This window comes from Alcaligenes nematophilus, assembly GCF_026344155.1.
Classification (GTDB): Bacteria; Pseudomonadota; Gammaproteobacteria; order Burkholderiales; family Burkholderiaceae_B; genus Alcaligenes; species Alcaligenes phenolicus.
In genome coordinates this window covers 749,477-774,398 of sequence record NZ_JAPKMZ010000002.1, presented here as the reverse complement: position 1 = coordinate 774,398, position 24,922 = coordinate 749,477, and the positions used below count along the sequence as shown (strand labels likewise).

The following is a 24,922-nucleotide window of genomic DNA, read 5'->3' as shown; positions in this document are numbered from 1 at the left end:
ATTTAAAGGTCCAGAAAGTTCTTCAGTAAGGCGTGGCCATGCTCGCTTAGCACCGACTCGGGGTGAAACTGCACGCCATAAATAGGCAATTCGCGGTGACGGACACCCATGATCTCGCCGTCTTCGGTTTGCGCGGTTACCTCCAGACAGTCGGGCAGGCTGTCGCGCTCGATGGCCAGGGAGTGATAACGGGTGACGTTAAAGGGCGAGGGCAAGTTGCTGAATACGTCCGTGCCCTGGTGAGTAATAGGGGAGACTTTCCCATGCATGATTTGCTGCGCACGGATAATGCGCGCACCAAAAGCATGCCCGATCGCCTGATGACCCAGGCAGACGCCCAGAATCGGTAGCTTGCCGGCAAAGTGCTGGATCAGTGCAACCGACAGGCCCGCATCCGCAGGGGACTTGGGGCCGGGCGAGACGCACAGATGGCTGGGATTCAAGGCTTCAATTTCTTCAAGTGTGACTTGATCGTTGCGTCGTACCACTACTTCCTGACCCAGTTCTCCAAAGTACTGGACCAGGTTGTAGGTAAACGAGTCATAGTTATCGAGCATGAACAGCATGGGAATACTCCGGCAAAAAAGGATGGCAGTGGGGCGATTAAATAGGCTCGTCCAGACCGAATTGCACTTGTTCGGCAGCGCGGATTACGGCGCGTGCCTTGGCTTCGGTCTCTTGCCATTCTTTTTCGGGATCGGAGTCGGCCACGACACCGGCGGCGGCCTGCACATAGAGCATGCCGTCCTTGATGACGCCGGTGCGTATGGCAATAGCCAGATCCATTTCGCCCGAGTAGCTCAGGTAGCCAGCGGCACCGCCGTAAACGCCACGGCGCACGGGCTCCAGTTCATCAATGACTTCCATGGCGCGTACCTTGGGGGCGCCGGTCAGGGTGCCCGCGGGGAAGGAGGCGCGCAGCACGTCCATCTGGCTCATGCCGTCTTGCAGTTCACCGCAGACGTTGGAGACCAGGTGCTGAACATGCGAGTAACGTTCGATCGCCATGGTGTCCGTGACTTGTACCGAGCCGGTTTTGGCGATACGGCCAATATCGTTGCGGGCCAGGTCGATCAGCATCAGGTGTTCGGCGCGTTCTTTAGGGTCGGACTTCAGCTCGGCGGCCAGTGCGGCATCGGCTTCAGGTGTGGCACCGCGTTTGCGAGTGCCGGCCAGTGGGCGAATAGTGACGCGCTCCATGTTGCGGCCATCCTGACGGTGTTCTTCCTGACGCACCAGAATTTCTGGCGAGGCACCCACGACCTGGAAGTCGTCGAAGTTCCAGAAGTACATGTAAGGCGATGGGTTCAGCGAACGCAGGGCGCGGTACAGGGACAGGGGCGAGTCGCGGAACGGTTTGGTGATGACCTGGCCGATCTGCACTTGCATCAGGTCACCGGCTGCAATGTATTCCTTGGCGCGGGCCACGGCCTTCAGGTAATCCTCTTTGTCGAAGTCGCGCTCGCATTCGGTTTGCATGCTGGCGTAGGCGTAAGGGATCACGACGGGTGAACGCAGCTTTTCGCGCAGATCCTTCAGACGACGCTTGGCCAGTACGTAGACTTCGGGCTGGGCGGGATCGGCGTAGACCAGCAGGTAAGTGCGGCCAGCCAGATTATCCACAATCACCAGTTCGTCCACTTGTAGCAGCATGATGTCCGGCACGCCTTCTTCCTGGTCGGAAGGGAAGGGTTTGCGGTTCATGCCCAGGGACGGTTCGATGTGACGCACCGTGTCGTAGCCGAAGTAACCGGCCAGACCACCCGCAAAGCGGGGCATGCCAGGACGCAGGGCTACTTTGAAACGGGCCTGGAATTGCTCGATGAATTCCAGCGGATCGCCTTCGGCTGTTTCGACAATCTTGCCATCGTGCAGCACTTGGGTATGACGGCCGTAGCTGCGGATCACGGTACGGGCAGGCAGGCCAATAAAGGAGTAGCGACCGAACTGCTCGCCGCCCACAACCGATTCCATCAGGCAGCTGTAACGTCCGCCTTCGGGGCCGTTGTGCGCCAGTTTCAGATAAATCGACAGGGGCGTATCCAGGTCGGCATAGGTTTCCGCAATCAGGGGAATGCGGTTAAAGCCTTCTGCTGCTAGGGCATTGAATTCTATTTCTGTCATTGGGATCTCGAGGGTCAGTGGGTACGACGAGCCGGACAGAAACAAAAAAAGCCCGGTCGTTGTGATTACCGGGCTTATTTTCCTGGAGGCGGTCCGCTGTGTACTACTTTGCAGGGACGCCAGACTTCAAGGTTATATCTACCCGATACACGAACGCCACCAGCGCCAATAAGCGCCGTAGATTGTGGATGCGTGAGTGCGAGTAGACATGAATTTTATGACGTAAATATGGTGTTGCGTTTATTGCGCAGCCAGGTGGCCGCGTCGGCAATAGAGGCAACTATACCATCGGAATCCAGGCTTTGCACATCCTTGCCTTCGTTATAGCCGTAAGGAACCAACAATACGGGGATATTCGCCGCACGTGCTGCCTGGGCGTCATTCATGGAATCCCCAATGACCAAAGCCTGTTCAGGAGCCAGTTTCATTTGCTCGCAGGCGTAGACAAAAGGCATGGGATCGGGCTTTTTGCGCGGGCAGGTATCACCGCCCACCACCAGTTCGAAGTACGGGCCCAAACCTGTTTGTTCCAGCAAGGGGCGGGCAAATTGTTCGGGCTTGTTGGTGACCACAGCCAGACGCAATCCCTGGCTTTTAAAGTCATCCAATCCTTCTAGTACACCCGGATACAGGCGGCTGTGTTGGCCATTACATAATTGGTAATGGTAATAAAATGATTCCAATGCCGGGGTGTAGTCGGCAGGAGGTTCAGGTAGATCGGTCAGAGCGCGTCGCACCAGGTTTTCCGAGCCTTTACCCACGAAAGTGGCGATGCGCTCCTCTGGGAGCGGGGGTAAACCCAGGTCGATACGCATGGCATTACATGCCGAGGCCAGATCGGGAATGGTATCGAGCAGGGTTCCATCCAAATCAAACAGCACAGAGAAAATATTCATCTTTTTGTAGCGGACTTGTGACAAAATATTGTCAAATTCCTGTTAAGGTCGAGCAGAAAAAAGTTTTCGGAACGTCGGGTTTTCATTTCGTTTGATTCATCATGTTAAAGCTCCTTACTGCACGCGGGCTTATCAATTTAGTGAGCAAACCGTATTTTGGTACAAGATTGGCTTTCGATAGTCCGTTCAGAAAGGCCCTAGGAGCGGAAGTATGATGCTCGATACATTTCATCAGATTCTCGTAGAAAAACAAGTTACGCCGGTTTTTCAGCCCATTGTGGATTTGCAGTCCGGCTTGATTCTGGGTTACGAGGGTTTGATTCGAGGGCCAAAGGACAGCAGTTTTTATTCGCCCTTGGCCTTGTTTGACGCCGCCCGGCAATGTGGCCGCTTATGGGATCTGGAAGAGCTGTGTTGCCATACCTTGGTCAGCAGTTTCAAGCAGCAGGGTTTGGCGGGCAAACTGTTTTTGAACTCCAGCCCGGATGTGGTGATGCGCATGTTGCCTTCGGCCCGCATCGAACCGCGTACCGGTATGCCACAGCTGGATGGCATTGACTGGAGCCGGGTGGTGGTCGAATTGACCGAATCCGAGCGTACTGACAGCTACGACTATCTGAATCAGGCTATTGAGCTTTATCGAAAAGAAGGCCTGCAGTTTGCCATTGATGATCTGGGTGAAGGCTATGCCTCGCTGCGTTTGTGGTCCGAATTGCGACCCGAGTACGTCAAGATCGACAAATACTTTGTGCGCGATATTGATACCGATGTGCTCAAGCAGCAATTGGTACGCTCCATTTGCGATATTGCCAGCCATGCGCAATCCGTTGTGATTGCTGAAGGGATTGAAACCGGCGCGGAACTACGCACCTTGCGGTACTTGGGCGTGGCCTGTGGGCAGGGCTATTTGCTGTGTCGCCCTCAACCTAACCCCCCGCCTCAGCTGGAGCCCGCTCAAGCCGCGCTGTTTGGACCCTCCACTGTGCGCACTCAGCGTCAAGTGCAAGGCCGTGATTCCATGAGCGTGCGGCGTTTACTGCGTGCCGCGCCTGCGGTGCCTGATAATACACCCACGAATCGTGTGTATGAGCTGTTTCAAAGCCATCCAGATCTTAGTGCCGTGGCTCTGGTGCGAGGGGATCGACCGACGGGTATTTTGCGTCGTAGCCAGCTTTATGATCAGCTTGCCCGGCCTTATCACCGCGAACTGTACGGCAACAAGCCATGCTCCCTGTTTATTGAAACCCCACCGCTGATTGTTGACTGCGATACCAGCTTGCTGGAGCTGGGCACCTTGATGACGCAGGGAGCGGGGGATGCCTTGAGTGATGGTTTCATCATTACCGGGGCGGGTGAGTATCTGGGCCTGGGCTCCAGTGTGGAGCTGATGCGTGAAATTACGCAGATTCAGATCATGACGGCGCGTTATGCCAATCCACTGACGCAATTGCCGGGTAATGTGCCGATTGATGAGCATATCGATGGTTTGCTGCGTAATCGGCAGAACTTCGCTGTGTGCTATGCGGATCTGGACCACTTCAAACCCTACAACGATTTGTACGGCTATCGCAAAGGCGATGAGCTGTTACGCTCCATGGCCGAGCTCTTCACCCGTTACGCGGTAGCTCGCATGGACTTTGTGGGCCATGTGGGGGGTGACGATTTTATTTTGGTGTTTACCAGCCCGGACTGGGCCGAGCGCTGCCAAAGCATTCTGGACGAGCTGGAAAAAGAGCTGGAGTCCTTGTATAGACTGGAACATCGGCAAGCAGGCGGCTATTTGGCTGAAAACCGTCAAGGCGTGCTGGTGTTTCACCCGTTGGTGAGCCTGTCTTTAGGTGTGGTCACAGTCGATGAGCCCGAATTGTATTCGGGCTCTTTAATTGCGGAGCTGGCCAGTTCTGCCAAGGCACAGGCCAAGCGGGTGCAGGGCAACGCCTTGTTTGTGGAGCGCCGCCGCCCCGACAGTGCGGTTCGGCAGGGCAGTTATAGCCGCAATACGATGCTGCAGTAGCGGGAACAGCGGCCGGACGCAGGATTTAGGCCTGCTCTGCCAGAGCGATTTGCGCGCGCATGTCGCGGATGACCTGAGCGTAGTCGGGCTGACCAAAAATAGCCGAACCGGCCACAAAGGTGTCAGCACCGGCTGCACGGATGGCGCCGATATTGTCCACCTTCACGCCACCGTCGATTTGCAGCAGGATGGGCTGACCACCTTCTGCAGTCCACGCCTCAATGCGGGCGCGGGCTTGGCGCAGCTTGTCCATGGCGCTGGGGATAAAGGCCTGGCCACCAAAGCCGGGGTTAACGGACATCAGCAGGACCAGATCCAGCTTGTCCATCAGGTGATCCATCCAGTTCAGCGGGGTGGCCGGGTTGAATACCAGGCCGGCCTTACAGCCGTGGTCACGGATCAGCGACAGGGTGCGATCCACGTGGCGCGAGGCTTCGGGGTGAAAACTGATGTAATCGGCACCGGCTTTGGCAAATTCGGGTATCAGCGCGTCCACGGGCTCCACCATCAGGTGTACGTCGATGGGGGCAGTGGTGTGGGGGCGCAGCGCAGCACAGACCATGGGGCCGAAAGTCAGGTTCGGTACAAAGTGGTTGTCCATGATGTCGCAGTGAACCCAGTCGGCACCGGCGGCGATAACATTGCGGACTTCTTCACCCAGGCGGGCGAAGTCGGCCGATAAAATACTGGGAGCGATACGTGTGGAGCTGGCTTGGGACATAATAGGTGCCGTAAAGATTAGACATCACGAAAATCGTGGCCATATGTCATCATTATAGTTTCAAGCGGGGGGCTGTGCAGCGCCCCGTATTTGTACAGCCGTAACCTGGAATCCATCATGAAGCCTGACGATATTGAGGTGCAGATCACGCCCCAGTACCTGCCTGAGCAATCCGAGCCCGATAGCAATCAATATGTTTTTGCCTATACCGTACGGATTACCAACAATGGACAGCAGACGGCCCAGATTATCAGTCGTCACTGGATCATTACGGACGACAATCAGCAGGTTCAGGAAGTGCGTGGCCTGGGCGTTGTAGGACAACAGCCGGTGCTGGCTCCAGGTGAGACCTTTGAATACACCAGTGGTTGCCCCCTGAACACGCCGTTTGGCACCATGCGCGGCAGCTATCAATGTGTTGGTGAAAATGGTGTGCCCTTTGAGGTCGCCATTCAGGAGTTCATCCTTTCCTCTCCCCGTACCTTGCACTAAGGGCCAAACCCAGCCATGAAGATAATTTATTGCGTGCCAGCCGTACTGCTGGCATTAAGTGCCTGTTCCACCATTCCTGGGGATCAGGGTTCTTCGTCAACGGCTCCGGGTACAGCAGAAGGCGGTCCTGATATCGCTCTGCAACCGTTGCGCGTGCCGTCCTTGTCGGCACTGCCGGAAACCCCGGCGCGTGCGTTGGCAGGGCGTTATCAAGCCGTGAACTGGTCCGCCTTGCCGGGCTGGCAGGATGATTCGCTGGACCATGTCTGGAAAGGTTTCATCAATAACTGCAAGGGCCTGATGCGTCCTGTCAGCGGTTCGCTGGCCATGCCCGCACGTGCCAATCCCCGTGCCTGGCAGCCCGTTTGTCAGGCTGCGGCTTCTGCCGGTCTGAACGCTGACACCAAAGATACGGCCGCCGTACGTGATTTTCTGCAGCAACAGTTGCAGCCCTGGCGTTTGCTGACCGGCGACGGCAAGGTGGCTCAAAATACGGTCACGGGCTATTACGAGCCTTTGCTCAAGGCCTCGCGTACCCGTAGTTCCAGCTATCAATGGCCGCTTTTCGCTGCGCCGGATGATTTGCTGACGATTGACCTGGGTAGCTTGTACCCCGAGCTGGCTGGCAAGCGTATTCGCGGCAAGCAAGTGGGCAAACGCATTGTGCCCTACGACACACGCGAGCAGATCGTGTCCAAGCAGGATCGCCAGCCACCCGTGATCGTGTATGCGGAAGATCCGGTAGAAGGCTTTTTCCTGCAGATCCAAGGCTCGGGTCGTGCGGTCCTGCCCGATGGCAGCGCCGTGCGTCTGGCCTATGCCGACCATAACGGTCGCCCTTATGCCTCGGTAGGCCAATGGCTGGCCAAGCAGGGCGAGATGCCTTTGGCGCAGACTTCCATGCAAAACATCAAGGCCTGGGCCAAGCGCAATCCGCATCGCGTTCAGGAAATGATGAATGTAAATACCGCCATGGTGTTCTTCCGCGAAGAGGCCATTGTGGATCCGGAGCTGGGCCCTAAAGGTGCCTATGGCATTCCCTTGATTGGTCTGCGTTCCGTGGCTATTGACCCCACTTACGTGCCTTTGGGTACGCCTGTGTACTTGGCTACCTCGCAGCCTGCTTCTAACCAGCCTTTGCAGCGACTGGTTTTTGCTCAGGACACGGGCGCGGCGATTAAAGGTGCCGCACGTACCGACTTGTACTGGGGCACGGGCGATCAGGCTGGGGCGCAGGCAGGGCGCATGAAGCAGCAAGGTCAAATGTGGCTGTTGTGGCCACGTCAGGCAGGAGCACCGAGCGCACGATGAGCAAAGAACGAATTGTGGTGTGTGGCGGGGCCTTGGCCGGTATGGCCAGCGCTCTGGGTTTACGCAAGGCCGGGTTTGATGTCAGCATCTTGTCCCCCGCTTACAAGCCTATGGAACTGGCGGCGGGGCAGTATCACCCCCGTGTCTACGCCGTCTCGGTCGCCAGCCAGCGTTTTCTGACGCAGTTGGGTGCTTGGAATTTGATGTCGGCCCAGCGCATTTCGCCAGTGCAGGCCATGGAAGTACATGGTGATGGCGGCGGTTGCCTGAATCTGCATGCTTGGCAGGATGCGCAGGATTATCTGGCCTGGATCGTTGAGTCCGGACAGATGGAGCAGGCGCTGTATCAGGCCTTGCAAGTGTTCGGTGTGCCCTGGATTGAAGACCGTTTCGAGCGTCTGGAAGGCAATACCATCATCACCGCCGGACAGAAGCGCGTCAGCGCCGATTTGTTTGTGGGGGCAGATGGTGCCCGTTCCGGCCTGCGGTCTGCTGCTGGCATTGAGCATCATGGCCGTGAGTATGGGGACGCCGGTTTGGTGGCCCACTTCAACGTGGAGCGCCCGCACCAGCAAGTCGCCTTGCAGTGGTTTACTGGCGATTCGATTCTGGCCCTGTTGCCTATGCCGGATGTGGATGGCAAACCGCAAGTCTCCATGGTCTGGTCCGTGCCGCAAGCGCAGGCCGACAAGGTGTTGGCCATGCCCTCAGAGGAGCAGGCGCAGTATCTGCAAAACAGCTTGTTCTCTTTATCCAATGGCCGTTTGGGGCAGTTAAGCTTGCGTAGCCCGGTACACGGTTTCCCGTTGACCTTTGAGCGTAGCGGCCTGGTGTCGCCCGGTGTGGCCTTGGTGGGTGATGCGGCGCATCGCGTCCATCCTTTGGCTGGCCAGGGTTTGAATCTGGGTCTGGGCGATATCGAAGCCCTGATCAAGGTCTTGTCCGAGCGTGGCCCGCATTATTCGGTCGGTGATATGCGTGTACTCAATCGCTACAAGCGCGCTCGCGCTGAACCGATTGCGGCCATGCGGGCAGCCACCGATGGCTTGTATCGTCTGTTTGCGGCACCGGGAGCACCGGCTTCCATGCTGCGCAATGCCGGTATGCAAGTGGTGGACCGCCTGCCCTGGGTGAAACGCCGCCTGATCGCGCATGCTGCCGGCGTCAGCCCCGGCGCGCTCTTGTTCTAAGGCCGCTAGGGTCTTGTCGATTAGCAAAGGAAGTACGTCATGATGTTGCACCTTCGTTCTGTATTGGCTCTGGCGCTTTTGTCGCTGTGCAGCCTGGCTCAGGCCACCAGCCCCGCCAAAGTAGACACACGTTTCGAGACTACCCGCCAGGCCTTTGAAGCCGCTTTCCCAGGCGTGACGGTCGATGGTATTCGCGCCACACCATTTCCCAATTTGCTGGAAGTGGAAGTGGGCGGCACCTTGCTCTACACCGACCCGCAGGCCAGCTTTGTGATGCAGGGTTCTTTGCTGGATAGCAAAACTCGTGTTGATCTGACCGAGCAGCGCATGCAGGAACTCAATCGTGTGTCGCTGAATGATTTGCCGCTGGATAAGGCCATCAAGCTGGTAAAAGGCGACGGTAGCCGTCAAATGGTGGTTTTTGAAGATCCCAATTGCGGCTATTGCAAACGTCTGCATACAACTTTGCAGGAGATCGACAATGTTACGGTTTATAGCCTGATGTTTCCCATCCTGGGACCGGACAGCCGCCGCAAAGCCGAGGACATCTGGTGCGCCCAAAACCCCGCTAAAACCTTGAGTGATTGGATGGGGGGCGGAGCGCGACCCGAGAAAGCCTCGTGTGAGCATCCATTGGATCAGTTATTGGCAGTAGGACAAAAACTGCGCGTTCAAGGCACCCCGGCCATTTACTTTGCTGATGGCAGCCGCGCTGATGGCTGGCTGCCTGCTGCCCAGTTGCAGTCTCGCCTGGACGCTGCCGCCCAGTAAGTATTCTGGCTGGTCTTGAGCTAGAACAACCCGCTTTCGAGCGGGTTTTTTATGTCCCATCGTTATGGAAACTATAATTATTTGTGGGGCATGATTTTAAAAGAGCAGCGATTAGAAAATAATCCCGAGATGGTTCAGGCGGTAAGGCGGACGTTATTTTGAAGACAAAAAATTTCAAACGCCACATTTGACCATTCTTTACTTTGTGCTCCGTATTCTAGAAGTGATAATTCTAACTATTGATAAAAATAGTATTGTCGGCCCTCGCCGGGACCGTCGTGGGACTGACAATAATTAAATAGTAGGCGCTTATGGAACATGCACGCTGCGTGTTGATTGTTTTGGAAGAAGGCGAAGGCTTGCACTACTGGCTGGAGCAACTGCGGGTTTTCGGTACCAAGACAAGCGTTGTCAGATCCCTGGAGAAGGTAGCCGAGGCGCGTCTGAGCCAGGCCGATCTGTTGCTGTTTCCTGTTGAGACGGGCTACGTGCCTTTGATGGTGGCCAAATTGCGCAATGACTTTGGCTCGCTGGGTATTGTGGCCGTTCAGTCCGGCCTGTCTGCCAGTGCTCGTGTGCAGTTGCTGCTGACGGGTGCTGATGCGTGTCTGGCTATGGATGTGCAAGTTCCCGAGCTGATGGCCTGGTGCCATGCCGTGCGCCGCCGTAATGTTTATGCCGCCGTGGGTGCCACCCAGGCGATGGAAGAGGTTCAGGATCAGAGTGGCCAGCAGGAATGGATCTTGCGCGATAAAGGCTGGACTCTGATGGCTCCCAATGGGGTGGGGCTGGAACTGACGCATAGCGAACGTCAATTGATGGACGCATTCATCCGCCATGCGGATGCCCGTTTCAGCCGTGAAGACCTGATGCGCGACAAAGGCCTGGCTGCCAGTGACAGCCGTGCAGTGGATTCCCTGATCAGCCGTTTGCGCCGCAAGGCCAGTCAGGCAGGGGTGGCCTTGCCGATCAAGTCGGTGCACGGCTGGGGCTACACCTTTACGGGTAAGTTGATCGCCCAGCAAGAGCCGCAAGATACTGAAATCATGGAGTTTTACGCCCAGCGCGACGAGCAGGAAGCGTCCCAGCCCACGCCGCTGGAACTCTTGCGTGCGCTGGAAACTCTGGATGTGCTTGATCCGCAGGCCAGCGAAGCGCTGTCTTTCTCTTATCAGTTGCGCGTGGCGACCAGTACGGGCCAATACAGTGGTGTGGACGCCCAGGTGTTCTGGACCTCGCCCACAGGCTTGCGTCTGTCATCGGATCTGGTGCTGCGCCATATGCCTGACGCCATTCACCGTCAGGCTTTGTGCGAATGGATGCTGCGCACCCTGATGGCTGACGTGCGTCGCTGGTGGCAGGAGTACTCGCTGCGTGCCAGCCATATTGGCCTGAAGTTGCCCATCGATATGCTGCTGCCTATCTATAAGCGCATGCCCAGCATGTTGCGTCAGTTCGAGCTGCAGCCTTGCTGTGTGGAACTGGACTTGTTCAGCGACGAGGAATTGGAAGAAACACCAGAACTGATCCAGGCTTTGCAGTTTCTGAAAGAACAGGACATTCAGGTCTGGCTGACCAGCCCCGATATTGAGAACAACAAGCTCAACCGTTTGCGTGGCTGGCCAATCAGCGGCGTCAAACTGGAAGCCGAGGTTATTCAGCGCGCCTGCCGTGAACCGACGTTCAAGGCATTGCTGGAAACCGCGTGCCATTTACTGAGCGAGCAGGGCTTTGAGCTGGTTATCAAAGGCGTCGATAACCTGGAACAGCGCGATCTTGCCTTGAATCTGGAGCTGGGTCATTACCAGGGGCGTCTGACCTCGGAATTGATGTCTGAAGATGGTTTCTTGCTGACTCTGGCCAGCAGCGAACCCTCTTTTGGCCAAGGCCATGAAGCTTCCCGACGCTTGAGCGGTAGTGTTTTATAAGCCGCCTTAGCATCCAATTATCTCGATATGTAACTTTAATTAAGTATTTCAAGCCCGAGGCCGTTACCCAGCTTGTTCGATGGGGCCTCCATGCAGGCCGACCGTGGTGACACGGTCGGTTTTTGCGTACCTGGGACCTGTCTTTTCAGCGTTGCTCGGGGAATATGATGCGTTTGGGCTTGAAACAGAAGTTGTGGTTGCCATTGATCTTGTGCTTGATGGCGTTGGTGGCGGTTTTTGCGTTTGTGAACTATCAGCTCTATCAGGCACAGATGGAGGAGCGAAAAAGTAGTTTGCAGCACATCGTCAATATTGCAGCAAACATTACGCAGGACTATCAGCAACTGGTCAGCAAAGGCGTTCTGAGCAAGGAAGAGGCACAAAAGCAGGCGCTGCAACGCATCGCTAGTATCCGTTTTGGGCAGGAAGGTTATGTGTCGGTGTTATCGACCGATGTGGTGTCCATCATGAATCCCAGCCGACCGGAGCTGGACGGCCAGGACGTCAGTGCCGTGGTCGACAGCAACGGCGTGCACCCTTTTGCCGAGATGAGCCGCATCGGCCGCAATGGTGGCGAAGGTTTTCTGGAGTATCACTGGCCCAAACTTAGCGACAAGAGCAATGCCCCCAAACTGGCCTTTGGCAAAGGGGTGACGCAGTGGGATTGGGTGCTGACCTCGGGCGTATATATCGACAATATTCAGGCGCGCTTCCTGAGCAATCTGCTCAGCTCGTCAATCGTGTTTGTTTTGATCGTGCTGCTGGTATCAGCGGTTACTGTGTTTCTGGCGCGCCAGATCTTTGCCGAGCTGGGGGCTGAGCCCAAAATTTTGCATGAAGCGGCCCAAGCCATTGCCAATGGCGATTTGCGTGTGACTCATTCCCTACGCTCGATTCCGGACAATAGCGTGATGGCCTCCATCGAGCAGATGCGCCTGAAGCTGAACGAGGTCATGCGCACGCTGCAACACAGCAGTGGTGTGATTGCGGACGATACCTCGCAACTGTCTGTGGGCAATCTGGAGCTGTCCAGTCGCACGACTCAGCAGGCCGCGGCCTTGCAGGAAACAGCATCGGCCATGGAAGAGATGACGGGCACCGTTCGCATGAGCGAAGAAAACGCCATGCGTGCCGAGGAAGTCTCCAGCCAGGTGCAGAAAACTGCCCAGCATGGTGGTCAGATGGTTAGTGAGCTGGTGGACCGCATGGGCGCGATTCGCGATACCAGTGGCAAGGTGGCGGACATCACCACGGTGATTAACTCGATTGCCTTCCAGACCAATATTCTGGCCTTGAACGCGGCTGTGGAAGCGGCGCGAGCCGGTGAGCAAGGTCGAGGCTTTGCGGTGGTGGCGGGTGAGGTACGTGCTCTGGCGCAGCGCACGACGGCGTCAGCCCAGGAGATTGCTCAATTGGTGGAAGCGTCCTCCAATAGCACCCGCGAAGGCGTGCAATTGATGGGGCAGGTCGGTGAGGTTATTGATGAGATGGTCACCGGCAGCTCGCAAGTGATGACGATTGTGCACGAGATTGCGGCTTCTACTCGCGAGCAAACCATTGGTATCGAGCAAATCAACGTGGCGGTGGGGCAGTTGGATTCGGCCACTCAGCAAAACGCGGAGATGGTGAACCAGGTGGCGCACACCTCCAGCGAGTTGCAGGAGCAGGTGCAAGAGCTGGATCGTTTGATTCAGGCTTTCCGTCTGGGGTGATAAATGGCGCCGCCTCGCGCCAGCCAAGGGGTGCGCTGATTATTTTTGATCGTATACTGCTTCTTGGTACTGGGCTTGTCCTGCGGCAAACCGGCATTTAGGAGGATGTATGTTGCGCGCACCTGTTGTTGCTGTATTGATGGTGGGAATGGTTGGGTCGGCTTGGGCGGCTACGCTGCCTTCGGCTCAAGGTGAGGTTCAGGCGCACGAACATCATGAACGAATACTGAGCTTGCAGCAAAATGAGCTGGTGCAAGGCAGTTGGCAGCACAGTGGTGATGTAGCGCTGGAATTGTTCGGCCCGGATGGCAAGGCGATTCGTCATTGGGCAGATGCACCGGAACGGGGTGGCCCTTTTGGCTTTATTGCCAGCACGGCGGGCGAGTATCGTTTGCGTGTGCAGGGGCAGGGCGAGTATCAGTGGCAGGTTAAATCGGTTACGGCTCCCCAGGCGCCGGCTCAGGCCGAGCCTTTGCAAGGCGATGTGATCCGTCAGTGGAGCATGCGCTTGCGCGCGGGTGAGCCGTCTCGCGGTTTCTGGGACTATGTGCAGCGTGTAGGTTCGCCTTTGGTGGAGCGCTACAGCACTACGCATGATCGCGTCACGTTTGTCTGGCGCGGTGCTCAGAACGAGGTGCGTCTGCATGGCGGGCCTTTCTCGTATACCGATCGCATGCATCGTTTGGGTGAGTCGGATATCTGGTACATCACCTACGATTTGCCGCGTGATGCCCGCTTTGCCTATCGCATGGCGCCGGATGTGCCTTATGTGGGCCAGAACCTGGCGCGCGAAGTGCTGCGGGCGGCGTTGCAGCGCGATCCTCATAATGCCAAGGCTTTGCCGGAAAACAGCAAGGATCTGTTTGATGGTGAGTCTGTCTTGCGTTTGACGCAGGCACCTGCCGAGGTGGTGAGCCTGGAGCCGCAGCAGTTGGGGCAGGGGCAATGGCGTACGGAGCGCTTGCCCAGCGAGGCTTTGGGTGTGGAACGGCAGGTGCAGATTTATCAGCCTGCGGGCACTCGGGCTCAGGAAATTGATCACACCTTGATTTTGTTCGATGGTCGGGACTATCGGGATTTGGCGCGCGCGCCGGCCATGCTGGATACCTTGATTGCGCAGGGGCGCGTGGAGCCTATGTGGCTGGTCCTGGTGGACAATCCGGGCATGGCGGAACGGGCTCGTGAGTTGCCGCCTAATGAGGCTTATATCAAGTTTCTGGATAAGGAATTGATGCCTTGGCTCAAGGCCCAAGGGGTGCAGTCGACAGCGGGCAAGACGGCGATTGGCGGCTCCAGCTACGGTGGTTTGGCTGCCATGAATGCCGCCTGGCGTTTGCCGCAGTTGTTTGGCAATGTCTTGAGCATGTCGGGGTCGTTCTGGTGGGCTCCGACGGGTGATGCTCGTGGGCAGTGGCTGACGCGGCAGATGGCGGACTCAGAAGCTGTGCCAGTGAAGATTTATATGAGCGCCGGGGTGTTTGAGTCTTCAGGCTCCAGCCGGGATGTCAGCCTGGTGCAGGCGAATCGTCATCTGGATGATGTGCTGCGGGCGCGGGGGTATGACGTGCGTTACGTGGAAAGTGCGACGGCACATGATTTTGTGGCGTGGCGGGATGCTTTGGCTTTGGGTTTGGAGCATTTGTTCGGGATTGAGCAGGTTGAGGCTCCGGTCGAGAACAAGAAGTAGCTGGACTTAAGTTGTGAGGGACGGGCTATAGGCGGGCTCAGGAGGCTGGACCGGGGGGCTGTTCGGATCGGGGCAGGCTCCGGCGGGGCTGAGCACCAGTGCCCTTGGCATAAGATTGCTACGGGCGGGGCCTGAACTCGCCAGGTACTTGGTCCCCCGGACCAAGTACAAGCGCCTGGCTCAAACAGCAGGCCCCTTGCATCCCTACGCAATCTCAGGCCCGCGGCAAGCACTCTGATCCGCCCCGCCGGAGCCTGCCCCGACCCGAACAGCATGGTGGCAGTGCTCTTGAGTGGGCCTGCTTTCAACGGTTGTTGGCGGGGGCGGTTGGCACGCTGGAGCTGCTCGATCTAGTTCACAGACTCGACGGAATTAAGAGGTAGCTGATAGGAGGCTACCTGCACTGAGCAGGTCTAATCTGATGCTGACCTGACCTGACCTGACCTGACCTGACCTGACCTGACCTGATTCGATCCGATTTGACCTGACTGAGTCTGTCTTCATTGAGCCGCATTTACGATGTTTCGGTTCGTTCGTATTCTTCCTTGACTTGGCAATAGGTGGTCAGTCCTTATCGGCACTGTCACTAGTAGGGATGTTCGTATGCTTTTGTCCGGCCTCGTTCCGATGGGCAATAAAAAAGGGCGGAGATTCCGCCCTTTTTTGCGTCTGGCTGTTTAGCCTTGGTCCAGTGTGGCACCGCCGTCTACTCGCAGGTCGGACAGGGTGATGTGGCTGGCGCGGTCCGAGAGCAGGAACAGGACGGCTTCGGCGATTTCTTCGGGGGTGGCGATTTTTTGCAGGGGGATGCCCAGACGGTAGTTTTCGCCGGAACCCGCGATGACGGTTTCGCGCGAGCTGCCTTGTGCCCACATGGCTTGTTGCATGGGGGTGTCGGTGGAGCCGGGGGAGATGATGTTCACCCGGATGCCGTGTGGGGCCAGTTCCAGGCCCAGGCAGCGGCTCAGTTGGGTGACGGCGGCTTTGGAGGCGGCGTAGGCTCCCATGGCGATGCGTGGTGTGGCGGCGGAGTTGGAGCTGACGTTGACGATGGCGCCTTGTTTGCGCTCGATCATGCCTTTGGCCACGTTGCGGCAGACGTTGAAGACGCCGGTGGTGTTGATGGCAAAGGTGCGATCCCATTGTTCGTTGCTCAGCTCGGTGATGCGGCCCATTTGCAGGACGCCCGCGACACAGGCCAAACGATGAATAGGACCCAGTTTTTCCTGCCCTTGGGCTAGCGCTGCATCGACGGCATCGGCTTGGCTGATGTCGACCAGGTGGCAAGAAACCCGATCACTGTATTCGGATTGACTCAGTTGGGTCAGTCCTTCTACGTCCAGGTCCAGGGCGATGACGCTGGCGCCTCGTTCCAGCAGTAGTTGGGTGACGGCAGCGCCAATGCCACGGGCCGCGCCCGTGACGGCTATGCATTCACCTGCAAATTCTTGTGTGCTCATGTGTGCTTCCTGTTTAGCTTTGCAGGCTGTCCTGGATTTCGGCGCAGGTCAGGCTGACGCCGCAGCGTTGCGAGACGTGGCGGATCGCCATGTGGTGTTCTTCCAGCGAGAAGTCGGCAACGCCGTCGATGGCCAGGAAGGGCTGCACGTCTTGCATGAAGGCTTCCAGGGCGGTGGTCATGCAGCCGATGTGGGCGTAAACGCCGGTGATGATCAGCTGGTCGCGGCCCAGCTTGCGTAGTTGCTCACGCAGGTCGGAGCGCTGGAAGGCGCTGTAGCGCCACTTGGTCAGCATGATGTCGTTTTCGGCCGGTGTCAGCTCGGGCACGACGGCTTGCTGGCTGTGAAATTCGCTGGCGGTCAGGCCGGGGCCCCAGAAGTCGTTCAGCAAGGCCCGGTCTTTCTCGGGTTGTTCGGTAGGCTGGGCGGTGTAGAACACGGGTATTCCCAGCTTGTGGCAAACCTCGCGCAGGGCGGCAATGCGTTCGATCAACATGGGGATAGGAGCCTGGCTCATATCGTATTTCTGCAGAAAGTAGGTCTGCATATCGTGAATGAGCAGGGCGGCACGATTGGCCTGTGGGCGCCAATTGACGCGGTTGGCTACGGGGGTTTGAGGCAGCTCGTAGCTGGGCAAGGCGTGAATGGTCATGAATCGTGTCTCCCTTAGATGGTTATGTTCTGGGCCAGACCCAATGAGTTGATCAGGGTCATGAGTTTATTGCCGGTTTCCTGACGTTCCAGGGCAGGGACGGAGCCGTCCACAATGCCGGCGCCAGCCGATAAGGTCAGCCCTTGCTGGGTGTAATGGCCGCAACGAATGGCGACTGCCCATTCGCCGTTGCCTTCGTGGTCGTTCCAGCCTATGGCGCCTGCAAAGTAGCCGCGATCAAAGACTTCAGTGGCTTCGATGGCCTGCATGGCGGGCTGGGTGGGCAGGCCGCAAACGGCCGGCGTGGGGTGCATGGCCAGTGCCAGCTCCAAAGAGGTGACGGACGGGTCACGCAAACGGCCGCTGATACGGGTGGACAGGTGCCACAGGTTGGCGGTGCTAGTCAGGCTGGGGCCATCAGGCACGTCCAGGGAGTCGCAGAACTGGGACAGGATGCGAACCACGTCTTCAATGACGTAGGCGTGCTCGCGCAGGTCTTTGCTGGAGGCCATCAAGCTGTCGGCGCTGGCCTGGTCGCGCTGTGGGTCGGCAAAGCGGGGGGCGGTGCCTGCCAGCGGGTTGACGGTAACCAGATCGCCCTGGCGACGCACCAGCAACTCGGGGCTGGCCCCAAAAAACAGATCCGGGTCTTGAGCCTTGCCGCCCGGCAAGGGCAGGGCGTAGGTGTAACCGGCAGGATTGCTGTGGAGCATATTGCTCAACACAGTCTGACGGTCCAGGGCTTCGTTCAGGGTGATGGTGACAGTGCGGGCCATCACGGTTTTGGCAATGTTCTGTTCGCGCATCGTTGCCAGGATGCGGCTGACGCTGTCTTCGTAGCCTTCGCCATCAGGCAGCAGGCTTTGGCTGGCAATGCTGTTGCTGGATTTGGCCAACGGCGGGCGCTGTACCGGGCGCAGCAGGACGGGATCGCGCTGATATTCTTTGGGAACGCGCAGGTAAGCCTGGCGAGTCGGGTTAAAGGGGATCACTCCCATCAACAGGGGGGCGTCCAGACCTTGCTGAGCGGCTTGCGCCAGCAAGGCTTGGGCATCAGAGAGCAGTTGCCCTTGGGCATTGTTGGTATGCCGCTCCAGTGCCGTGCCGTGTGCCATCAAACTGACGGTGGGAGAGGCAAATACGCTGCTGTCGGCCTGGTAATGACCTAACCATTCTTCAATGGTGGCATGGCGGACTTGGTCGGCTATACGGCTATTCATAGGAGTCCTTTTTGGGGCAAGGGTTTTGCCTTGGCGCCCCTTTTCATGGAAGGGGCGCATCGGGCGGTTTACTTCAGGTGCAGGCGTGTGATGCGGTCAGCCGTCTGGTCATCCTTACCTTTGGATTTGTTGACCAGATAGGCATTGCCTTCGCCATCCAGGGAGACGTGGTTGGGGAAGCTGCCACCGTCCAGGTTGGCAACGATTTCACCCTTACCGTTCACGGCCGTCACGGTGCCCGCACCGCGGGAGGCCACGTAAGCCAGGGATGTCTTGGGATCGAAGACCACGTTCAGGGCACCGGCACCGATCTTGATGTCGTGCTGAACGGCACCGTCTTTGGCATTGATGATCAGCAGGTTGTCGCTGCCTTGGGCAGCGACGTAGACCTGGTCATTCTTGCTGTCTACCGACACACCAGCCAGACCACGTGCACCGGGCACGGGGAAGACGGTTTGAGCATTGCCGTTTTTCAGGTCAATAATGATCAGCTCGTTGGTGCTGGCGCTGACGGTGTACAGACGGTCTTTTTCAGCGTCCAGAATCAGGCTCATGCTGCCGGGCTTGTTGCGGGTCTTCGATTGCAGCTCGATCGGGTCCAGCTGAGTCAGCTTCTTGGTGTCGAATACAGCTATGGTGTTGGCGCCGGGCGAGGACACGTAGGCACGGTCTGTTTTCTCGTCTACAACCACGTCGCGTGGGTGGCTGACGACGCCGTCTTCAAACTGTTTGACCAGTTTCAGGTCTTTCTGGCTGTAGACAGCAATGGAGCTGCTGCGGGTGTTGGTGACCCAGACATTGCCTTGCTTGTCGTCCACGTCCACACCGTAAACGGCTTGAACCTGACCATCGTCACGGCCTTTTTGGGCGGCAGGTGTCACGCTGGCTTCAACCGCCAGGGTCTTGGGGTTCACTTTCACCAATTGCGACTGCTTGACGGGTGGGCGGCCCACGGCGGAAGTCACGAACAGCACTTTGTTCTTGGGGCTGTAGGCGCTTTGGTACAAGCCGGGAACCAGGTGCTGGGATTGCAGTTCGAATTTGTCCTGACCGCTCAGCTCAACTTTTGGGGACACCTTCAGATTGAAGATGTCGGCCGTCGAGGGCTTGCTGACTTGCATGACCACAGGGTGCACGCCCACAGCGGCGTCAGCGGGGATGGCGATCTTGGTGCTCAGATTGCCTTCTTTGTCGGCAACCAGGGCTTGAGGGGTCAGGGTGTGACCGTTTTGCAGCAGGATCACTTCCTGGCCGGGGGTGAAACCACGGCCAGCCAGTTGGGCTTCGGAGCCTGCATAGACCACGCCAGCAGCATTCAGGGAACCGCGAAAGTCAGCATCAGGCTGGTCAAAAGCGGGGGCCGCAAAGGCATTGGCCAGGGACAGGGACAGGACGGCTGCGCTCAGGCCGGCCTTGCGCAGCAGTGCGGTAGGGGTACGGCGAATGCAATTGACATTGATTAGCATCTTTTAATCCTAAATAAAGGTTCGGTCGACAAGACGGTCCATGTAGGAGATCTTTCTACAGGCGTGCAGCAGGCGTGGGTAGAACAAAAGCGAGATGTCAGGCATTGGGCGGGCCATCCTGTTTGCTGGCCGAACGCAGGCCTTGGTTAAACACGCCGAAACCGCAAGCGACAGCGGCACAGGCCAAACCACCCACGGCCACGGCGACTGCCGGGCCTAGCAGACGGGACAGATAACCCATTTGCATATTGCCCAGGGCCTGGCCCAGGGAATATTGCGTCATCCACAAGCTGGAGACACGGCCCAACAGGTAATCGGGGGTGTGGTGCTGAACCAGCGCCATACGCATGATTTTGGAGATGGTGTCGGCAGCACCCATGATGGCCAGGCAGATCAGCGCCCACCACAGCGTGGTTTGCAGGGACAGGGCCGCAACCGCCAGGCCCCAGATCAGCACGGCAATCACGATGGCGGCACCTGGGCGGGATACCTGACGGCACCAGCCACTGGACAGGGCGGCCAGCGTGGCACCCACAGCCGGAGCGGCATACAGATAGCCGGTGGCGGTGGCGCCCATTTTCAAAATAGTGTCGCCCCACTCGGGCATCAGGGCCAAAGGCGTGGCCAGAATCAGGGCAGCCAGATCAATCAGCAACAGGGCGCGCAGCAAGGGGTGGCTGGCCACAAAACCAAGGCCATCACGCAGGGATTGGAAGGCGTTTTTCTGAGGCTGCTTGCCTGCTTGCGGAGGCAAGGGCGGCAGAGCACGCAAGAGCAAAGGGGTGATGATGACACCGCAGAGCACGATCACGTAGCAGAAAATCAGGCCGGGACCGGAGATCAGTACGCCTGCCAAGGCGGGGCCGATAATGCCGCCCAACTGCATGGCCAGACCGGACAGGGCTGCCGCAGCGGCCAGCTTGTCTCGACCGACCAGTGCCGGGGTAGCGGACATCATGGCCGGGACGCTGATCCCGCCTGCCGCACCACCAATGGCAGCGGCCACATAGATCAACCAGACCTGCGGGTTGGGCAGCAGCGTATTGAGCAGGAACAGCACCACGCTGATGATGTAGACACTGCGCGACCAGACCATCAGGCTGCGCCTGTCCATGCGGTCCGACAAGACACCGCCGGCAATCAGTGCCAGCACCATGGGGGTGGCCATGGATACGTTCAGAAAGGCAACGGCCACACTGGATTTGGTCAGTTCATAAAGCTGCACGCTGGCAGCCACCATCAACATGCCGGTGACCAGCACCGTGGCGGCCCGAGCGAAGTAGGCAAAGCGGAAGGCTCGACTTTCGATTAGTGGCGAGATATCCAGAAAGAAACGTCTTACAGACATGGCTTATACATCGAGTTCAGGTTGGGCTTGTGCCTGTTCGGCAAAAGCCATGGCCGAGTCCATCAGCGGGGCCATGATGGCCACGGCTTCAGTACCGGTCAAATGCGCGTGCAAGGAGGCAATGTCATGCACGTCTAGTTGCCCTGCATAGGGCTTCCACAAATCGGGATGCAATTGTGTGCCGGCGTGATCCAGCGCCGCGCGGAAATAAAGCATGGGGCCGTCATAGACGTGATGCTCGTACAGGCGCACCAGGCGGTTATTGTTTTCCACTACCTGAAATACGCTGTCCAGACGCGTGTCGGGCAACTCGGCCAGCGGGTGACCGCTGCGCTTGAGGAAGTCCACCACACCCTGACGGGTCAGGGAAACGTCGGGCAAGCTGTCTGGGTCGTGGCCCGCAATATGCAGCAGCGCCTTGTAGATGGCATTGGGCTCGGGGGCCGGTTCGTTACGCCACGCGTCGCTGGGATAGGCGTCCAGCAAGGACAACATGCCTACCAGTTGACCGCGACGACGCAGCTCCACGGCCATGGCCTGAGCAATAATGCCGCCCACGGACCAGCCTGCCAGATGGTAGGGGCCTTGTGCTTGAACTTGCTCGATACGATCCACATACACCTTGGCCATGGCATCCAGGCTGCCATCCAGACCCAGCGAGGCGTCAGACAGCACACTGGCTTGCAAGCCATAAACAGCGCGGCCGGCAGGTAGGTGACGTGCCAGTGCCCCATAGCACCAGGACAAACCACCGGCCGGGTGAACCACAAACAGTGCGGGCTGGTCGTTCAGCCCCGGACGCAAGGCGATGATGGGACCAAAACCATCGGCTGCTGCGCTGCCAGACTGATCCAGATGTTTGGCCAGACGGGCAATAGTGGGGTATTCAAAAATAGTGCCAATTGATACGGCCTGACCGCGTGCTTCGCGCAGTATCAAGGCCAGTTTGGCAGCCAGCAGCGAGTGTCCGCCCAGGGCGAAGAAGTCGTCGTCGGCGTAAAACGCTTCGCTGCTTTCCAGCACGGTGGCGAAAGCGGCGGCGATTTGGTGCTGAGTGGCACCGTCCAGCGGCAAGCCAGCCGAGCGGGCCTGCAAGGCAGGAACGGGCAGCGCCTTGCGGTCCAGCTTGCCATTGGCTGTCACCGGCAGGGCATCCAGGCTGATCCAGGCGCTGGGCACCATGTAGGACGGCAAGTGCTCGCCTACATAAGCGGCCAGCGTGTTGTCCGTGCACTGGCTGCCTGCTTGCGGTACCCAGTAAGCCACAATCGCCATTTGACCGGGTATGTCTTCACGGGCAATCACGGCTACGTGGGCTACATCGGGATGACGCGCCAGCAAGGCTTCAATTTCACCCAGCTCGATACGTTGACCGCGCAGTTTGATCTGGTGATCGGAGCGGCCCAGGAAAATAACCGCGCCATCTTCACGCCAGCGGGCCACATCGCCGGTGGCGTACATGCGGTCGCCATGCAGGGCGTAAGGGTCGGGCACAAAGCGTTCTTCAGTCAGGTCCGGGCGGCCCCAGTAGCCTTGCGCCAACTGTCGGCCAGCCAGGTAAAGATGACCGGCCACGCCGGGCGGTACAGGTTGTAACTGCTCGTCCAGAATGTACAGGGCGGTGTTCCATACGGGGAAACCGATGGGCACAGGCTGGGATTGGTCATCCCGCGACGCAGGCCAGTAGGACACGTCCACGGCAGCTTCGGTTGGGCCGTACAGATTGTGCAGCTCGGCGTTCAGCAAAGAATGGAAGCGGTCGCGGGTAGCGGCCGACAGTTCTTCACCACTGCAAAACACCAGACGCGGAGCCAGTCCACGAGCGGCAGGCTCATCCAGGAAGGCGCTGAGCATGGAGGGCACAAAGTGCAGCACTGTGATGCTTTGTTCGCGCATCAGGCGGGCAATATGAGCCGGATCGCGGTGCGCTTGTGGTGGGGCGACGACCAAGGTTGCCCCTGACAGGAAGGGCAGGAAGAACTCCCACACCGACACGTCAAACGTGGCCGGGGTTTTCTGCAAAATTCGATCACCGGCACCAATGCTGTAGTGCGTCTGCATCCATACCAGACGATTGACGATGGCGTCGTGGTTAACCAGCACGCCTTTGGGTGTGCCGGTAGAGCCGGAGGTGTAGATCAGGTAGGAAGGATCGTGCGGACCGGCGGCGGCCCAGTCTGGCGCAGTGCAGGTTTGTTCAGGCTGCGGGACCAGCAAAGAGGCATTGAGCGTGCAACCGGGCTGGCCGACCAGCAGTCGCGGTTGAGCGGCCTGCAAGATGGTGTTCAGGCGATCGGCAGGCTGGTCCAGATCCAGCGGCAAGTAGGCAGCACCAGCACGGTGAATAGCCAGCAAGGACAGCACCAGCTCCAGCGAACGAGGCAGGGCCACGGCGACAATATCGCCGGTCTGCACACCGGCCAGACGCAGTTGCGCGGCCAGATTGGCGGTTTGTTCGTTGATCTGGGCGTAGCTGAGCTTCTTGCCCTCAAATTCCAGGCCACTTTGTTCCGGGTGAGCCTGCAACTGGGCGTGGATCAGTGCCCACAGCGTTGTTTCAGGAACCGGGTGAGCAGTCTGGTTGACGGTCTCAATCCAGTGGTGGTGTTCGGCATCCGTCAAGGTCGGCACGGCAGACAGGGTTTCAGCCTGCAAAGCGCGCAGCAGGAACTGCTCCAGACGGACCAGATGGGTTTGAATCTGCTCGTCGGTGTACAGACGCGGGTTGGCTTCCACTTCCAGACGCAAGCCACTGGCATCGGGTTGGGCGCGGAAGGTGAAGTTCAAGTCTTCCACGGGGCCAGCGCACAGCACGGTCTGGCTGGCGGTCAGGCCCGCTTGTTCGTAGGGTGCATCGAACGGCAGCACGTTGATGATGGGGCCGTGCAGGCGACGCATGCCACCGAGCAAACCCAGATCACGGCGCAGTTGTTCACTACGGTAGCGGCCATGACGACGTGCCTGACGCAGAGCCTTGGAAACTTGGATCAGGTACTGATTCAAGGGCTGGGATTCGTCGATCTGCAAACGCAGCGGAGCCACGTTCATGACGGTGGAGACGATACGGGCACTGATATGGCCCAGACGGCCCATCCAGGGCACGCCCACCGTGCATTCGTCCTGGCGGGTGTGACGGCGCACATAGGCGGCGGTCAGGCCCGTCAGAATGTCTGGCCAGCTGATGTCGCTGCTTTGTGCCAATGCTTGCAGGCTGGCTGTCAGTTCGGGCTTGACGGCGCTGCGTGCCAGCAGGAAATGATGATCGCTCAAAGCCTGGGATTCGCTCAGGCTTTGGGCGGGTTCTGCATCGCTTAATGTGTCCAGCCAGAACTGTCTGTCCTTGCTGCGGCGCTCGCTATTCCGATAGCTTTGATCGTCATCCTGCAAAAGGGTGAACGATTCCAGCGCATGCCCATGATCTTCACGGCCACTTAGCAGGGCCTTGTAGAGCTTGACCACTCGCGTCTCGATCAGCGCCATGCCATAGCCGTCAGCGGCCAGGTGATGGATACGCTGATACCAAAGATGGTGCTTGGGCCCCAGTACAAACAGGATGTGTCGTGCCAGTGGCGCAACGGTTGGGTCCAGCGGTGTGCGCAGGTCTGCCATCAGCTGGGCTTGGGCTTGTTCGGCCCCGTCTGCGTGGGCAGACAGGTCCACAATTTCCAGTTGAATGGGCTCTTGCGGGCGCAGGTACTGGGCCGGGCCGTCTGGCGTGTCCACCATGCGCAAGGTCAAGGCATCGGCTTCGGTCAGCGTCAGATTGATGGCTTGCGCAAACAGCGCGGTGTCCAGCGCCGAATGGATATGCGTGCAGTGCCCGGTATTGAAAATCGGGTTGAGCGGGTCCAAACGCTGGGCGTACCACAGACCTTCTTGTGCTTCGGTCAGGGGGCGCAATGGCAGTTCGGAAGGGGAGCTAAACATAAG

At 58.3% G+C, this 24,922-nt stretch carries 18 protein-coding genes; 8 read left to right on the top strand and 10 right to left on the bottom strand.

What is annotated here, in order from left to right; genetic code table 11:
* Positions 1-2: 2 nt before the first annotated feature.
* From OSH04_RS08690 to OSH04_RS08680, 3 genes are all read right to left on the bottom strand, one after another.
* Entirely contained in the window at positions 3-566 is a 564-nt protein-coding gene (locus tag OSH04_RS08690; protein WP_021447083.1) for an anthranilate synthase component II, read from the bottom strand.
* Between the two features lie 37 nt (positions 567-603).
* On the bottom strand, positions 604-2,124 hold the full coding sequence (trpE, locus tag OSH04_RS08685) for an anthranilate synthase component I (protein WP_266108274.1): 1,521 nt from the start codon (positions 2,122-2,124) through the stop codon (positions 604-606).
* A 215-nt stretch (positions 2,125-2,339) separates the two neighbouring features.
* The gene (locus OSH04_RS08680; protein WP_021447082.1) at positions 2,340-3,020 is read right to left on the bottom strand and encodes a phosphoglycolate phosphatase; all 681 of its coding nucleotides are present in this window, start codon (positions 3,018-3,020) and stop codon (positions 2,340-2,342) included.
* A 211-nt stretch (positions 3,021-3,231) separates the two neighbouring features.
* Between OSH04_RS08680 and OSH04_RS08675 the strand changes: the two genes are divergently transcribed.
* Positions 3,232-5,034 carry a GGDEF domain-containing protein gene (locus OSH04_RS08675; RefSeq protein ID WP_115634847.1) on the top strand — a complete coding sequence of 601 codons (1,803 nt, stop codon included), beginning with the start codon at positions 3,232-3,234 and terminating at the stop codon, positions 5,032-5,034.
* A gap of 25 nt (positions 5,035-5,059) precedes the next feature.
* Here OSH04_RS08675 and rpe read toward each other — a convergent pair whose 3' ends face one another.
* The gene (gene rpe / locus OSH04_RS08670; protein WP_266108273.1) at positions 5,060-5,755 is read right to left on the bottom strand and encodes a ribulose-phosphate 3-epimerase; all 696 of its coding nucleotides are present in this window, start codon (positions 5,753-5,755) and stop codon (positions 5,060-5,062) included.
* A gap of 117 nt (positions 5,756-5,872) precedes the next feature.
* On the opposite strand from rpe, the gene apaG reads away from it, so the two are divergent.
* From apaG to OSH04_RS08635, 7 genes are all read left to right on the top strand, one after another.
* Positions 5,873-6,247: a Co2+/Mg2+ efflux protein ApaG gene (gene apaG, locus OSH04_RS08665; RefSeq protein WP_021447080.1), complete on the top strand. Its 375-nt coding sequence runs from the start codon at positions 5,873-5,875 to the stop codon at positions 6,245-6,247.
* A 15-nt stretch (positions 6,248-6,262) separates the two neighbouring features.
* The gene (mltA, locus tag OSH04_RS08660; protein WP_266108272.1) at positions 6,263-7,558 is read left to right on the top strand and encodes a murein transglycosylase A; all 1,296 of its coding nucleotides are present in this window, start codon (positions 6,263-6,265) and stop codon (positions 7,556-7,558) included.
* Positions 7,555-8,748, top strand: a complete 1,194-nt coding sequence (locus tag OSH04_RS08655; RefSeq protein WP_257112863.1) for an FAD-dependent monooxygenase — start codon at positions 7,555-7,557, stop codon at positions 8,746-8,748. The genes mltA and OSH04_RS08655 overlap by 4 nt, the downstream gene beginning before the upstream one ends.
* 39 nt (positions 8,749-8,787) lie before the next feature.
* The gene (locus OSH04_RS08650) at positions 8,788-9,519 is read left to right on the top strand and encodes a DsbC family protein (RefSeq protein WP_060186106.1); all 732 of its coding nucleotides are present in this window, start codon (positions 8,788-8,790) and stop codon (positions 9,517-9,519) included.
* 311 nt (positions 9,520-9,830) lie between these two features.
* Positions 9,831-11,447, top strand: a complete 1,617-nt coding sequence (locus OSH04_RS08645) for an EAL domain-containing protein (protein WP_060186107.1) — start codon at positions 9,831-9,833, stop codon at positions 11,445-11,447.
* Positions 11,448-11,626: 179 nt separating this feature from the next.
* On the top strand, positions 11,627-13,159 hold the full coding sequence (locus tag OSH04_RS08640; protein WP_226349740.1) for a methyl-accepting chemotaxis protein: 1,533 nt from the start codon (positions 11,627-11,629) through the stop codon (positions 13,157-13,159).
* Positions 13,160-13,268: 109 nt separating this feature from the next.
* Positions 13,269-14,846: an alpha/beta hydrolase-fold protein gene (locus OSH04_RS08635; RefSeq protein ID WP_266108271.1), complete on the top strand. Its 1,578-nt coding sequence runs from the start codon at positions 13,269-13,271 to the stop codon at positions 14,844-14,846.
* 677 nt (positions 14,847-15,523) lie between these two features.
* On the opposite strand, the gene OSH04_RS08630 is transcribed toward OSH04_RS08635, so the two are convergent.
* From OSH04_RS08630 to OSH04_RS08605, 6 genes are all read right to left on the bottom strand, one after another.
* Positions 15,524-16,306 (bottom strand): 2,3-dihydro-2,3-dihydroxybenzoate dehydrogenase, encoded by a 783-nt coding sequence (locus tag OSH04_RS08630; protein WP_035268474.1) that lies wholly within the window; start codon positions 16,304-16,306, stop codon positions 15,524-15,526.
* Positions 16,307-16,319: 13 nt separating this feature from the next.
* Positions 16,320-16,958, bottom strand: coding sequence for an isochorismatase family protein (locus tag OSH04_RS08625; RefSeq protein WP_035268471.1), 639 nt, complete (start codon positions 16,956-16,958; stop codon positions 16,320-16,322).
* 14 nt (positions 16,959-16,972) lie between these two features.
* Positions 16,973-18,178, bottom strand: a complete 1,206-nt coding sequence (locus OSH04_RS08620; protein WP_060186110.1) for an isochorismate synthase — start codon at positions 18,176-18,178, stop codon at positions 16,973-16,975.
* Between the two features lie 68 nt (positions 18,179-18,246).
* Positions 18,247-19,644 (bottom strand): YncE family protein, encoded by a 1,398-nt coding sequence (locus OSH04_RS08615; protein ID WP_266108270.1) that lies wholly within the window; start codon positions 19,642-19,644, stop codon positions 18,247-18,249.
* Between the two features lie 97 nt (positions 19,645-19,741).
* Positions 19,742-20,992 carry an enterobactin transporter EntS gene (gene entS, locus OSH04_RS08610; RefSeq protein ID WP_266108269.1) on the bottom strand — a complete coding sequence of 417 codons (1,251 nt, stop codon included), beginning with the start codon at positions 20,990-20,992 and terminating at the stop codon, positions 19,742-19,744.
* 3 nt (positions 20,993-20,995) lie between these two features.
* A complete protein-coding gene (locus OSH04_RS08605) occupies positions 20,996-24,919 on the bottom strand; it encodes an amino acid adenylation domain-containing protein (protein ID WP_266108268.1) in 3,924 nt (1,307 codons plus the stop codon).
* Between the last annotated feature and the right edge of the window lie 3 nt (positions 24,920-24,922).